Annotated in this window: 14 protein-coding genes and 1 other annotated feature; of the genes, 5 read left to right on the top strand and 9 right to left on the bottom strand. The window is 41.8% G+C overall.

The genetic code is table 11. From position 1 onward, the window contains the following. Positions 1-4: 4 nt before the first annotated feature. Together sdaAA and sdaAB are read right to left on the bottom strand one after the other, a co-directional pair. Positions 5-877: an L-serine ammonia-lyase, iron-sulfur-dependent, subunit alpha gene (gene sdaAA / locus A5870_RS10095; RefSeq protein WP_086292672.1), complete on the bottom strand. Its 873-nt coding sequence runs from the start codon at positions 875-877 to the stop codon at positions 5-7. Positions 878-890: 13 nt separating this feature from the next. Continuing rightward, positions 891-1,556: an L-serine ammonia-lyase, iron-sulfur-dependent subunit beta gene (sdaAB, locus tag A5870_RS10090; protein ID WP_005229781.1), complete on the bottom strand. Its 666-nt coding sequence runs from the start codon at positions 1,554-1,556 to the stop codon at positions 891-893. Positions 1,557-1,875: 319 nt separating this feature from the next. On the opposite strand from sdaAB, the gene rplK reads away from it, so the two are divergent. The 4 genes from rplK (at position 1,876) to rplL (ending at position 4,277) form a co-directional block, all read left to right on the top strand. Continuing rightward, positions 1,876-2,298 (top strand): 50S ribosomal protein L11, encoded by a 423-nt coding sequence (gene rplK, locus A5870_RS10080; RefSeq protein WP_005229787.1) that lies wholly within the window; start codon positions 1,876-1,878, stop codon positions 2,296-2,298. 100 nt (positions 2,299-2,398) lie between these two features. Beyond that, on the top strand, positions 2,399-3,088 hold the full coding sequence (rplA, locus tag A5870_RS10075; protein WP_005229790.1) for a 50S ribosomal protein L1: 690 nt from the start codon (positions 2,399-2,401) through the stop codon (positions 3,086-3,088). 63 nt (positions 3,089-3,151) lie between these two features. Continuing rightward, positions 3,152-3,278, top strand: a sequence feature (ribosomal protein L10 leader region). Positions 3,279-3,343: 65 nt separating this feature from the next. Beyond that, positions 3,344-3,844, top strand: coding sequence for a 50S ribosomal protein L10 (rplJ, locus tag A5870_RS10070; protein WP_016610861.1), 501 nt, complete (start codon positions 3,344-3,346; stop codon positions 3,842-3,844). A gap of 61 nt (positions 3,845-3,905) precedes the next feature. Continuing rightward, positions 3,906-4,277, top strand: coding sequence for a 50S ribosomal protein L7/L12 (rplL, locus tag A5870_RS10065; RefSeq protein WP_003127081.1), 372 nt, complete (start codon positions 3,906-3,908; stop codon positions 4,275-4,277). A 145-nt stretch (positions 4,278-4,422) separates the two neighbouring features. Here the strand turns inward: rplL and A5870_RS10060 are convergent, their stop codons facing one another. The 3 genes from A5870_RS10060 to A5870_RS10050 form a co-directional block, all read right to left on the bottom strand. Next, entirely contained in the window at positions 4,423-5,718 is a 1,296-nt protein-coding gene (locus A5870_RS10060) for an ISL3 family transposase (protein WP_086292156.1), read from the bottom strand. A gap of 196 nt (positions 5,719-5,914) precedes the next feature. After that, on the bottom strand, positions 5,915-6,088 hold the full coding sequence (locus A5870_RS17335) for a hypothetical protein (RefSeq protein ID WP_005231922.1): 174 nt from the start codon (positions 6,086-6,088) through the stop codon (positions 5,915-5,917). 148 nt (positions 6,089-6,236) lie between these two features. Beyond that, positions 6,237-7,256 (bottom strand): branched-chain amino acid aminotransferase, encoded by a 1,020-nt coding sequence (locus A5870_RS10050; RefSeq protein WP_086292670.1) that lies wholly within the window; start codon positions 7,254-7,256, stop codon positions 6,237-6,239. Between the two features lie 210 nt (positions 7,257-7,466). Here A5870_RS10050 and A5870_RS10045 point away from each other — a divergent pair, with 210 nt between their 5' ends. Then, the gene (locus tag A5870_RS10045; protein ID WP_086292668.1) at positions 7,467-8,435 is read left to right on the top strand and encodes a pyridoxal-phosphate dependent enzyme; all 969 of its coding nucleotides are present in this window, start codon (positions 7,467-7,469) and stop codon (positions 8,433-8,435) included. Between the two features lie 95 nt (positions 8,436-8,530). Here the strand turns inward: A5870_RS10045 and A5870_RS10040 are convergent, their stop codons facing one another. The 4 genes from A5870_RS10040 to A5870_RS10025 form a co-directional block, all read right to left on the bottom strand. Next, the gene (locus A5870_RS10040) at positions 8,531-8,968 is read right to left on the bottom strand and encodes a helix-turn-helix domain-containing protein (RefSeq protein ID WP_077452488.1); all 438 of its coding nucleotides are present in this window, start codon (positions 8,966-8,968) and stop codon (positions 8,531-8,533) included. A gap of 9 nt (positions 8,969-8,977) precedes the next feature. Beyond that, entirely contained in the window at positions 8,978-10,528 is a 1,551-nt protein-coding gene (locus tag A5870_RS10035; RefSeq protein ID WP_086292666.1) for an ABC transporter ATP-binding protein, read from the bottom strand. A 97-nt stretch (positions 10,529-10,625) separates the two neighbouring features. Then, positions 10,626-11,444 (bottom strand): TPM domain-containing protein, encoded by an 819-nt coding sequence (locus A5870_RS10030; protein ID WP_077452486.1) that lies wholly within the window; start codon positions 11,442-11,444, stop codon positions 10,626-10,628. Continuing rightward, positions 11,441-12,562, bottom strand: coding sequence for an ATP-binding protein (locus A5870_RS10025; RefSeq protein WP_086292664.1), 1,122 nt, complete (start codon positions 12,560-12,562; stop codon positions 11,441-11,443). Before A5870_RS10025 ends, A5870_RS10030 begins: the two co-directional genes overlap by 4 nt. Between the last annotated feature and the right edge of the window lie 3 nt (positions 12,563-12,565).

Below are 12,565 nucleotides of genomic sequence, written 5' to 3'. Positions count from 1 at the left end.
AAAATCAACGATTGGCTTCTAAGATTTCTGCCTGCAAGCGTTGGGCAGTCGGTGTCATGGCTAGACCGCCTTCAGCCGTTTCCTTGAAAATGCTAGGCATTTGCCGACCGACTTGATACATCGCTAAGACCACTTCATCTGGTGGGATGACACTTTCGATTCCTGCCAGTGCCATGTCGGCAGAGATAAAGGCTTGGGAAGATCCCAGGGCATTGCGCTTCACGCAGGGGACTTCGACTAAGCCCGCGACAGGGTCACAAATCAAGCCCATCATATTTTTTAAGGTGATCGCCACCGCTTGAGCCGCTTGGTGAGGGGTACCACCTTTTGCACAAACCAAAGCCGCCGCAGCCATTGCGCTAGCAGAACCGATCTCCGCTTGACAACCGCCTTCGGCACCGGAAATCGAGGCATTGTTGGCAATCACCAGACCAAAGGCGCCGGCTGTAAACAAAAAGTCGACTTGTTGCGCTCGAGTCAGTGCCAAACGCTCACGCACGGCCATCAAGACACCAGAAACAACACCCGCACTACCGGCAGTCGGAGTGGCGCAAATCAAGCCCATTTTCGCATTGACTTCATTGACTGCAATGGCATTTTGGACCGCTTGTAGAATGGTTTCTCCGCTTAAAAAATCACCGGCAGCAAGGTAGTCGTTCATCCGTGTCGCATCGCCACCGGTCAATCCCGTCACCGATTTAACACCAGAGACACCTTCAGCGACTGATTGTTCCATAACAACTAAATTCTTTTCCATGATTGCAAGGATCTGTTCGCGACTTCGGCCAGTATTTTCTGCTTCGATCGCAATCATCATCTCTGCAACGGAAGGATAATTTTTACTCTCTGTTACTAATTCATCTATTGTATAGAACATGTTCCTATCTCCTTTAATCAAAATACGCAGCGCTGTAAACGTGCGGCAAAACTTTGATTTGTTGCGCCAGCTGATCATTACGCTGATCGACTTCGATGATCATGATGGCTTTATCACCGACAGCTTCTCTTGTTACGGTCATCGTACCGATATTGATTTGAGCCTCTGATAGTAAATTGGTTACTTTCGCAATCATTCCTGGAACATCTTGATGGACGATCACATAAGTTGGCGTACCCAGTGTCAGAGAAATTTTGAAGCCGTTAAGCTCTGAGATTTGAATATTGCCACCACCAATCGAAATACCAGTGACGGATAGTTTGTGGCTACCTTTTGTCAAAATCATCTTGACCATATTTGGATGTTCCGCTTTTTCTTTTTTAGGGACGAATAAGACTTCGATCCCTTTCTCATAAGCGATTTTTAAAGAGTCTGCTAGGCGAGCGTCATCTGGCTCCATGCCTAAGAGACCGCCAACTAACGCAATATCGGTTCCATGACCGCGATAGGTTTTGGCAAACGATTCATACAACAGGATATCTACACTGTCTGGCTGTTCGCCAAAAATACTGCGAACGATTTTTCCAATCCGGGCAGCACCGGCTGTATGAGAACTGCTGGGACCCACCATGATGGGTCCGATTATATCAAATACACTGCGGTATTTTAATTGTTCCATTTTTTTCACCTCGAATAGTAGTAAACGAATAGGGAAGAATTCCAGTAGTAGTGTAGCATAAAAAAATGAGAGAATGAAAAAAGCAGACCAAAAGCAAGGGATTTTTATTTATTTTTTTAGCGAAGGAATAACGAAAAGCGCTGGTGAGTATTTTTTCGAAAAAAACAGCTGAAAAACCTTGAATTATTCCTTAAAGATGCTATAATATTCCAGTGTGCTTTCGTCACACGTTTTTTGTGTGTGCACATGAATCACCAAAGTGGGAGGAGAAATTTGGATCTCCAATTAACCACATCACGGACTCAAGGAGGTATGTCTCGTGGCAAAAAAAGTAGAAAAAATCGTTAAATTGCAAATTCCTGCAGGTAAAGCAACACCAGCTCCGCCGGTAGGTCCTGCGCTAGGTCAAGCGGGTATCAACATCATGGGATTCACTAAAGAATTCAATGCTCGTACAGCTGATCAAGCAGGTTTGATCATTCCAGTAGTGATCTCTGTATACGAAGACCGTTCATTTACTTTCGTTACAAAAACACCACCAGCAGCAGTATTGTTGAAAAAAGCAGCAAACGTTGAAAAAGGTTCAGGCGAACCAAACAAAACAAAAGTTGCAAAAGTTTCACGCGATCAAGTAAAAGAAATCGCTGAATTGAAAATGGAAGACCTAAACGCAGCTGATGTTGAAGCAGCAATGCGCATGGTTGAAGGAACTGCACGAAGCATGGGGATCACTGTAGAATAATTACAGCCCTAAGGAAGTAGCTTCTCAGTCGGCTTCATATTGAAAAATATGGGACACGTGGGAGGTTCTACCGTTATAACCACATCAAGGAGGAAACAAAATGGCTAAAAAAAGCAAAAAAATGCAAGAAGCATTGAAAAAAGTTGATGCTACAAAAGCTTATTCAGTTGAAGAAGCAGTAGCTTTGGCAAAAGAAACAAATATTGCAAAATTCGACGCAACGGTTGAAGTTGCTTACAAATTAAACGTAGACCCTAAAAAAGCGGATCAACAAATCCGTGGCGCGGTTGTATTACCAAACGGTACTGGTAAAACACAAACAGTTTTAGTTTTTGCTAAAGGCGATAAAGCCAAAGAAGCAGAAGCAGCTGGTGCTGATTTCGTTGGTGACGACGATATGGTTCAAAAAATCCAAGGTGGCTGGTTCGACTTTGACGTTGTTGTTGCAACGCCTGACATGATGGCTACTGTTGGTAAATTAGGTCGTGTATTAGGCCCTAAAGGTTTGATGCCTAACCCTAAAACTGGTACAGTAACAATGGACGTAACAAAAGCAGTTAACGAAGTAAAAGCTGGTAAAGTTACTTACCGTGTTGACAAAGCTGGAAACATCCACGTACCAATCGGAAAAGTTTCTTTTGAAGATGACAAATTGATCGAAAACTTCAAAACGATCCATGAAACATTGTTGAAAGCTAAACCTTCAGCAGCAAAAGGTCAATACATGAAAAATATCTCAGTTACAACAACATTTGGACCTGGGATCCATGTAGAACAAGCTTCTTTCTAATTTAATACAAAAATTTAAAACTTTTATTGACTTGACTGCCTTATCTATGGTAAGGTAGTCAAGGTTAAAAGTTTAACTGTACCGAAGACAGTAGGTGGCATTTGCCTTAATTTCCTACCGAGGACGTTTATTGAGAACCTTCAATAGTCCCTCTATGTCTACGGTGGCATAGAGTTTTTTATTGTCTTTTTTTAAGACAAAGGAACCGTTCGTTTCGAAGAAACTCTTCCATCAAAATCAGGAGGTGAAATATAAATGAGTGAAGCAGCTATCGCTAAAAAATCCGCGATCGTTGATGAAGTGAGTGAAAAATTCTCTGCAGCCGCATCTGTAGTCGTTGTTGACTACCGTGGACTAACTGTTGATGAAGTAACTCGCTTACGTAAACAATTGCGTGATGCAAACGTTGAGATGAAAGTTATCAAAAACTCAATTCTTTCTCGTGCTGCTGAAAAAGCTGGTCTAGAAGGTTTAGGTGAAGTATTCACTGGTCCTACTGCCGTAGCATTCAGTAACGAAGACGTTGTTGCACCTGCAAAAATCATTAACGATTTCGCAAAAGACGCAAAAGCTTTAGAAATCAAAGGCGGTATCATCGAAGGCAAAGTTTCTTCATTGGAAGAAATTACTGCATTGGCGAAATTGCCAAACCGCGAAGGACTTCTTTCTATGTTGCTATCTGTGCTACAAGCACCTATCCGCAACGTGGCTTACGCTGTCAAAGCAGTGGCAGAAAAAGAAGAAGATGCAGCATAATTGCCGCATGATTTTTCAGTATTAAAAAACTAAACTACTTACTTAAATGGAGGAAAACAAAATGGCATTGAACATTGAAAACATTGTCGAAGAGCTAAAAGGCGCGACAATCTTAGAATTAAACGATTTAATTAAAGCTATCGAAGAAGAATTTGGCGTATCTGCTGCAGCTCCTGTAGCTGTAGCTGGTGGAGCTGGCGATGCTGGTGCTGCTGAAGAACAAACTGAATTCACTGTAGAATTGACTGCAGCTGGCGATCAAAAAGTTAAAGTTATCAAAGCAGTTCGTGAAGCAACTGGCTTAGGCTTGAAAGAAGCGAAAGCAGTCGTTGACGGAGCTCCTTCAGCAGTTAAAGAAGGCATCTCTAAAGACGAAGCTGAAGCATTGAAAGCAGCTTTAGAAGAAGTTGGCGCTTCAGTAACAGTTAAATAATTTTTCTTAGTGTCAAATCCTTTTGTATGAAGGGTTTGGCGCTTTTTTTTATAAATGAAATCCGGCTCTTTGTCAATAAGGACTGATGAGTTGTGCAAAATCAAATCTGGGTCAGAATGAACCACATTCTGGCTCAGATTTTTTGTTATCTCACTTTGATTAATTGATTGATCAAAAAGATTCTAATTCTCATGTTCTCGAATGATTTAAATCCGTAGGATACTCGTTTCATTGTCTTTATGTGGGTATTCTTCGCTTCTATTTTTCCATTGGAATAAGGATAGATCATTGCGTTGGTGATGCCTTCTTCATGGGTAAGAAGGTTTTGAAGCTTTTCCCGAAAGCTGTCATCTAACGTTTCAGGAAGTTCTGTCAATAAGGAGAAAAATAAGTCAGGGTCTTTGTCTCGAAAGGCTTCAACTAATTCATGAAAAAAGGGATACGCCTCCTTCAGGGGCGTAGAAAACTCAAGCAATCGATCAATCATCATTGCTTCAGTAAGAAATGGGTATTTTGGTGCTCGGAAACTTTTCCATGTTTTGTATTCATAATGGTTGATGTTTGCACGATTTTTTAGCAAAAAGCGCCAATTCTTTTTCAGTTTTTCTGCCTGGCTTTTCTGTCCTGCTTTACGAAGTTCATTCATTTCACGGATACGCAACTCATTGAACGCTTGATTCATGTGTTTGACAATATGAAACCGATCAATCACTATTTTCGCTTTTGGCAGAACACGTTTGGTGAGCTGGAAGTAGGCGGCGTTCATGTCTGTCACCAAAAATTCTACTTCTTCTGGATTGGTACACCCTAAGAAATAGCTTGTTAATCGAGGTAATTTACGCGTAGGCAAAACATCGATTAATTTTCCTGTTTCACCATCTGCGCAAATAAAGCTCATTTTATCTTCTATGGAAGCATGCGAACGAAATTCATCAACCATCAATACTCTTGGGAGAATCTTCTTAGATTGTTTTGGTAAATAGCTTTTAAACTCTTTTAATGTACGAATAACGGTGGTCAAAGATACCTGACAGCTTTTCGCAATAAAAGATAAAGATACTTTTTCAGTCAGTAAAGAAGCAATTTTATATCTCACATGATTTGCGATTGAATGTCTGGGTTGGACAAAATAACTTTGAGCAGTCCAATGGGTGCGACAGTTTTTACAGGTATAGCGCTGCTTTTTTAGGCGCATAACCAAAGGCATATGATTGTATTGCTCAAAACGGACAATCGTTTCCTTCTTCCCATTTTTCACTATAATTGATTTCCCGTTTCCATCTACCACAGTAGAACCACAACTTCTACAAGCACGAGGATTAGGCGAGAGAACAGCATCGACGACCAATGTCTTTTTCTTCTGAAGGGTCTCGTAAGAGACCTCTGTAATCATCAAATCTTTCTCTGTTATTCTCAGCATTTTTTTGATAGAATCATTCATATAGCATATCGTCCTCTCAGTTGTTTATTTTGTGGTGATTTAATCATACTAGAGAACGATATGTTTTTTAATACCTAAAATGAAAATGGGGCTGAAGAATCAATTCTGATTCATCAGTCCCATAAATTATAGAGCCTGAAATCCCTGCAAAAGGAATAAGCAGCGACCCCCGTTTCTTACTAGCGAGGATCACTGCTTATTTTTTTCTAAATTGTTGGAATAAGAACACAAAAATAAAAAAGAAAAATGCTTCCCACAATGTTGTGGTCCAGCTAAAACTGCGGTTTATACCAAAAACGAGATTACCGATATTGGAAACCACTAAATACAATGCTGTTGCTAGCAAAGAATAGCCGAGTCGTTTGCCCATCATTACGCCTCCCTTTGCTATGATTGTAACAAGTCAAAAGAGTTGTGGCAATCAATTCTGATGTAGTGATGATAAATTGATTGATAGAAAGAGAAAAACCGAACGATCACAACGGATCGTTCAGCTGAAGAGGATATACACGGTTCGCTTAACCCAATGGGACGTCAAAGATCCAACCAGTTGGTGCGGCAATGTCTCCGAATTGAATGCCGGTCAATTGGTCATACAATGCTTTGGTTTGTGGACCAACTTCCGTTTCGCTATAGAACACATGGAAATCCTCACCGTTTTGGATCCCGCCTATCGGAGAAATAACAGCAGCTGTTCCGCAGGCACCCGCTTCGACAAAACGATCCAGCTCATTGAGATAAACATCACCTTCAACCGGGGTCAATCCTAATGAATGTTGCGCTAGATGCAGCAATGAATATTTTGTGATACTTGGCAAAATAGAAGGAGATTTTGGTGTCACAAATTCATTGTCAGCCGTGATCCCGAAAAAGTTGGCAGAACCGACTTCTTCGATTTTGGTATGTGTTTCTGGATCAAGATAGATGCAGTCGGAAAATTTCCGTTGATGGGCTTCGTATCCAGGCAATAAACTCGCTGCATAATTTCCGCCAACTTTGGCTGCACCAGTACCATTTGGTGCCGCGCGATCATAATCAGAAACAATGAAATTCGTCGGTGTCAATCCGCCCTTAAAGTAAGGACCGACAGGCATACAAAAAACCGTAAAAATGTACTCTGGTGCTGGACTAACACCGATGTTTTCTCCGACGCCAATCAATAGCGGACGAATATACAAGGTGGCGCCGCTGCCATAAGGCGGAACATATTCCTGATTTGCTTTTACAACTTGTTTTACCGCATCTAAGAAGAAGTTCTCAGGAACCTCTGGCATGCGCAGACGATAGGCACTGCGGTTCATCCGTTTGCTATTTTCGTCTGGACGGAACAAATTGATGCCGCCATCTTTTCTTCGGTAGGCTTTTAGTCCTTCAAAACATTGCTGTCCATAATGAAGAGCGGTTGATCCCTCGTGGATATGCAGATAATTATCCTCGGTAAGTTCGCCTTCATTCCAAGAACCGTCTTTCCATGTTGCCAAAAAACGCCATGGCGTTTTGATATAAGAAAACCCTAAATTTGACCAATCGATTGTCATTCGTTCACACCCTCTTTTAATTTTTCTAAGTATAGCACTTCAGAAAAGAAATGTCATTATTTTCTGAAAATTCTTCTGTAAGAATATTTGGTGACATTGACGTGTAAAGAAAGGGGAAGTGATCTTTGCTTGTACGAGTTCCCCAGATTGTTTTTCTACAAGTTCTGTGCTTCAATGAGAGTATAAAAAAACAAAAAAGGGGGAACGTTTGTGATTGAGGAAGTGTTGACGGACAGTCTAGGGATCGCTGCTGCGTATCGACGATTGAAACCAATCATGATCCATACACCACTTGCACCAAGTAATATTTTAGGTAAAGAAAAAGAGGGCACGATATTTTTGAAATTAGAAAATCTACAGCGCACCGGCTCCTTTAAAGCGCGTGGGGCGTATAACAAACTCGCTTCATTGACTGATGCAGAAAAACTTCGCGGTGTCATTGCCTGTTCTGCAGGAAATCATGCACAAGGTGTTGCCCTCGCCGGATCGTTACTGGGGATCAATGTCCGAATCTTTATGCCATTGACGGCTGCCAAAACAAAAATAGAGGCGACAAGAAGCTATGGCGCACAAGTCGTTTTAGCAGGAGAGACGTTTGATGAAACCAAACAACTGACACTAGAGGCCATGAAAGACAGTGGCGAAGTATTTGTCTCTCCTTTTGATGATCGTGCAGTAATGGAGGGGCAAGGAACGATTGCAATCGAACTGTTGGAGGATCTTCCGGATGTTGATAATGTCATAATTCCCATCGGCGGTGGTGGGTTGATCGCTGGGATCGCTTTAGCCTTAAAAGAACTTCGTCCAGAAGTCAAGATCATCGGCGTTCAATCCTATGGCGTTTATGGCATGATCGCCTCACTTTGGCAGCAAAAGCTAGTAGCCAATCGCCGTAGCCGAACGATCGCCGACGGCTGTGATGTCGCTTTGGCAGGGGAGCTGACCTATGATGTTTTAAAGACCCGTATCGATGAAACAGTCTTAGTTGAAGAATCCGACATCGAACAAGCAATCCATTACTTGGCTTTGAAGGAAAAAGTCATTGCAGAAGGTGCCGGTGCATTAAGTACGGCGGCGATTTTAAGTGGACAGATCGATCATTTGCTTCGAGGAAAGAAAACTGTGGCATTGGTCTCCGGCGGAAATATTGATTTCTCTGTGTTTAAGGAAATCATCTGAGTGCAACAAGCCTTCCAATAAAGAAAGAAGAGACCTGATTAGACATTCTCCTAATTGGGTCTCTTCTTTTAAATTCAAAGCAGGTGCTCAGATGATTACTTTGGGGGAGAAAGGATTGTTTCGATCCACTGTCCAAAGGTTGTTACATATTTCAAGGGTCCGACCAATGTAAATCGTGCCATCGTTGGGTTGATTTTTTCAAAGTAAAAACGCCGACTTTCCCCTGAGTAAAGTGCATTGAATTCATCAATAACGATTTTTTTTTGCTGTTGTAGCAATTCCTCTGATTCAATAAAGAAATCAATGGCAAGTAAGCTTTCGGGTATCTGTTTTTCTGAACGTATTGAAGCAAAAGAAAGCAGGGGATCTTCAAATGGTTCGCCCATCAACGAAGCCACATCTTTGTAAGAAAAGCGCCACTGCCCGCCAATTTTTGTCCCTTTAAGTTGGTTGGTCTTTTGATAATTTCGGATGGTTCGAGTCGTTACGCCCAGTTTTTCAGCGACTTCTTCAACGGTATAATAATCTTTCATCGGTTCCTCCTACAAAGCGATTGTACGATCACAAAAGCGTTGCTCCTCTTTCTTATGACTAGTATAGATGATAATGCGTTTTTCTGCATGTTTTTTTAAACACTTCATAATCTTTTCGGCAGCTTCATCATCAAGGCTGCTGGTAGCTTCGTCTAAAAGAATGATTTCGGCATCACTTAATAAGATGCGAGCTAGAGCGATTCTTTGCTTTTCTCCTCCAGACAAGTCGGCACCATTTTCCGTAAGCCTGCTAGTCCGTGAGCGCTGTTGAAAAATAGGCGCTAAAATACCAGAGGTTTCGATAATTGTTTTTTCTTCTTCCGTCATTTTTCTTCCCCATACAAGATTTTCTTCAATTGTCCGAGAGAGAATCGTAGGGTCTTGAGCAAGGTAGATGGTTTTATCTGTTTCAGGGTTTCTTGGCTTGATGCGTGTACTCTTCGTTGAAAGCGAAATTCCTTCTGATGGATAAAGGCCAGCAATTGCCTTTAAAAACGTTGATTTTCCTTTTCCTGAAGCGCCAGCCAAGTAAATATGTTCACCAGGCTTCAAGGTTTCTTCAATGAGAAAGGAAAAGCTGTGGTTGCCAATTGATACGACAGGGTGGTCGAAAGTAAGACTCAGAGTAGCTTCACTCGTTTGGTTCCAGCAGTCATCGGGAGCAGCCAATTCTTCGTTAACAAAACGTTGATTGGTCCTCAGAGTAGCGGTATCAAGATTGATTTTCGTTAAACCACTTAACGCAGAAAAGTAAATGGGTAATAGTACGCCAATCAAAATCAACGCAGAGGTTGGCAGTTCATCTTGTAATATTCCTTGAATCATAAACAAATAGATGCCGATCTGGGCGATCTGATTGATCGCATTAAGGACTAAACTAGTCGTTTGGGCAAATGTATTGGTGTTTGCTAATGTTTGATACATCGATGACAATTGAGAGGAAAACAGCTGCTCAAGAACAGCGTCACTCCATTGCTTCATTGTATCAATATGGGACAATGTTGTTAACATTTCCTTATTGCTGAGAGCAAATGCTTCTTGCATATTTTTCATCTTAATACTCAACTGTTGATTGATCCATCGAAACCCAAAAACATTGATGGGAAATAGCAATAGTAAAATGAAACCCAGTAAATAATGCAATTGGAAACACAAAAAAAGTGGGATCAGCAATAAGAAAAAGCAGCGAATAGCTTCGCTAAAACTACCGCAAATAAACAAGTATAAGGAATCAACAACGCCAAAGATGCGGTTTAATAGATAAGTGGGCTCCTTTTCAGAGAGCTCAACATAACTCTTCCTTTTCATTTTTTTTAACAATTCTAAGAGATGGCGCACATTCATCGAAGCTGCATAGCGCTCTTTCATCACAATCAATAAGAATTGCGCGCAATAAGTAATGCTTAATATGAACGCTAATAAGCCGACGAGATGATCAAAGCGCAGTGCGTGATCTTCTTGTAGAAGCAAAGGGAAAGCGAGGTTTGTCAGGACAGTCAAAAAAACTAGCAAACTACTCAAACTGATAAAAAGTTTATTGTTTCTAATAATTTCAAACATAAAATCAACTCATTTCCTATATTTTCCTAAATGGTAGATGTTTTTATGAAAAATGTCAACAAAAAAAGAGTTCCTGATTAAAGGAACTCTTGAAAAATCAAAAGCTGCGTCCGCCGCCACCGAATGTACCGCCACCGGAAGAGTGAGTCGTACTGCCGCCACCGCCGCCAGAAAAACCACCGCCGCCTCCACCATTATTCGAAGGACGGGGGATGCGTCTGGTTGTGACAAAGGAGTTGACTAAGCGATCTTCTTTTTGGGTTAGATCAATACTTGATTTTTCTAGATAGTTAAATTTGTAGCCGCCCATTTTTAATTGATAACGGGATTTAACAATGATGAAAAAGGCGATACTGATCACTGCCGCGATCGCTAAGCAAATAGCAATTTCTAGTGGCGTTATCACTTTGTAATAAGTAATTTTTCCGGTATCACGATCGATGCGATAGTGATCGGCAGGAACACCCGCTTCCACAAAACTTTCTGCTTTTTGCAGATAGACCAATGCAGCTTGATAATAATTTCCCTCTGCCATCTGGTCAAATACCGCATCAAGTAGCTTATCTAGACGTGAATCGGTAAGATAATCGATCATATTTCCGGAAGTCGAAACGTGAAATTCCCGTTGCGCCATATCGATCACCAATGCCGAACCGTTGTTGTCGTTGCCGATCCGTCTTGAAAGATATCGATCAGTGTACAACTCGATATCTCCCGTATTGCTGTTCGTTGTTTGAATAAAAACTTCGCCTTTGATCTTTGCATTCAGCGCTTCTGCTTCTTCGTTCAACTTCTGGATCTCTTGTTCGGTAAAGAGTCCAGCGTGGTCTGCGACTGTCTCTTCGGCTGCGAAGGCGGGCAGGGTGGTTAAGAAAAAGCCAACTAGCAGAAGCAACAAATAAGATAGTTTTTTCATAAGAAATACGCTCCAATCAACGCGAGGATGGTCGTTGCCGCGAAAATGGCGCCACTGACGATTCCCAAGCGTTTGTAACTGATCGGTAAAACACCGCTGACTTTTCCGGTTTGCCCATTCATCGCATAATAAAAGGCACTCTTGTTTTCATCATCGGCTCGATAGGTCACTAGCCATACAGGAAGCAAAACGTAGTTGTTTTCTTCTTTTGTTAGATTGATGGATCGATTGTTGCGTTTAAAACTAGTATAGCCATTGACGGTGCCTGCTAGCAGGTTTTCAGCATAACCCGATAATTCGTTTTTGACTTCGTCGGAAAGATCGATGTACTCAATGTCTCTTTTTTCTGCTTGGAAGCCGGCTAAATACTGACTGCGAAACGCAACGGCTTTTTCAAGGGGAAACGGTTGAACGCCAGTTACCATTTTTTGTTGGACGTTTTTTGACAGCGCATGCTTGAGTAATTCGTTCACCTTGATTTTGCCTCGTCGCAAGACGTCGTATTGTTTATGCTCGGTATATTCAATGTCACCCACTCGCCAAATTCGCAAGGAGGTACCCATTCCTGAGAGGGATCCGTTCATCTCGGCATCAACGACCCAATAAGGGAAGTATACGCCAGTCAATTTCTCTACTTGTGCTTGGTCGAAGAAATCCCGTGGGACGAATTTTTTCTTTTGTGCCCATTCTAAAAACTTTTTGGTTGCTTCTTCTTTTTCGATCGCAAAGGGAAGGACTTTGTTTGGCAAAAATTCTCCCGAAAGCCGACCAGATAAAACGACCGGATTATGGCAAAAGTAGCAATAAGTTGCGGCTGTAGTCGCATCCGTCACGATTTCAGCACCGCAGCTGGGGCAGGTGAAAAGGTCCATCTGCCCAGCTTGTGCATCGGCTTGCTCTCTAACTTCTTCTTGAAGGGACGGTTCGGTCTCGGTCGCTGCAGAAGGATCTAAGACAGGAGTATCGGCCATCTGCGCTTCTTTTTGCTTTTCTTCAAAGGCAGTGACTTCGTCTTCAGTAAAAATACTCAGACAAAATGGACAATGAAATTTTTGATCGCCAGGATCAAAGGTTAAAGCGCCCCCACAATTGGGGCACTTATGTGTGATAACATCCATCAG

This window comes from Enterococcus sp. 2G9_DIV0600, assembly GCF_002140615.1.
Lineage (GTDB): Bacteria > Bacillota > Bacilli > Lactobacillales > Enterococcaceae > Enterococcus_D > Enterococcus_D innesii.
The sequence above is the reverse complement of the archived record's forward strand: the minus strand, read 5'-3'. Positions and strand labels throughout refer to the sequence as shown.

What these genes read in the sequence shown, in the direction of transcription:
- rplA (WP_005229790.1), top strand. Translation starts at nt 2,399, where the DNA reads ATGGCTAAAAAAAGCAAAAAAATGCAAGAAGCATTGAAAAAAGTTGAT.
- A5870_RS10060 (WP_086292156.1), bottom strand. Translation starts at nt 5,718, where the DNA reads ATGAATGATTCTATCAAAAAAATGCTGAGAATAACAGAGAAAGATTTG.
- A5870_RS10050 (WP_086292670.1), bottom strand. Translation starts at nt 7,256, where the DNA reads ATGACAATCGATTGGTCAAATTTAGGGTTTTCTTATATCAAAACGCCA.
- rplJ (WP_016610861.1), top strand. Translation starts at nt 3,344, where the DNA reads ATGAGTGAAGCAGCTATCGCTAAAAAATCCGCGATCGTTGATGAAGTG.
- sdaAA (WP_086292672.1), bottom strand. Translation starts at nt 877, where the DNA reads ATGTTCTATACAATAGATGAATTAGTAACAGAGAGTAAAAATTATCCT.
- sdaAB (WP_005229781.1), bottom strand. Translation starts at nt 1,556, where the DNA reads ATGGAACAATTAAAATACCGCAGTGTATTTGATATAATCGGACCCATC.
- A5870_RS10030 (WP_077452486.1), bottom strand. Translation starts at nt 11,444, where the DNA reads ATGAAAAAACTATCTTATTTGTTGCTTCTGCTAGTTGGCTTTTTCTTA.
- A5870_RS10025 (WP_086292664.1), bottom strand. Translation starts at nt 12,562, where the DNA reads ATGGATGTTATCACACATAAGTGCCCCAATTGTGGGGGCGCTTTAACC.
- A5870_RS17335 (WP_005231922.1), bottom strand. Translation starts at nt 6,088, where the DNA reads ATGGGCAAACGACTCGGCTATTCTTTGCTAGCAACAGCATTGTATTTA.
- A5870_RS10035 (WP_086292666.1), bottom strand. Translation starts at nt 10,528, where the DNA reads ATGTTTGAAATTATTAGAAACAATAAACTTTTTATCAGTTTGAGTAGT.
- A5870_RS10040 (WP_077452488.1), bottom strand. Translation starts at nt 8,968, where the DNA reads ATGAAAGATTATTATACCGTTGAAGAAGTCGCTGAAAAACTGGGCGTA.
- rplL (WP_003127081.1), top strand. Translation starts at nt 3,906, where the DNA reads ATGGCATTGAACATTGAAAACATTGTCGAAGAGCTAAAAGGCGCGACA.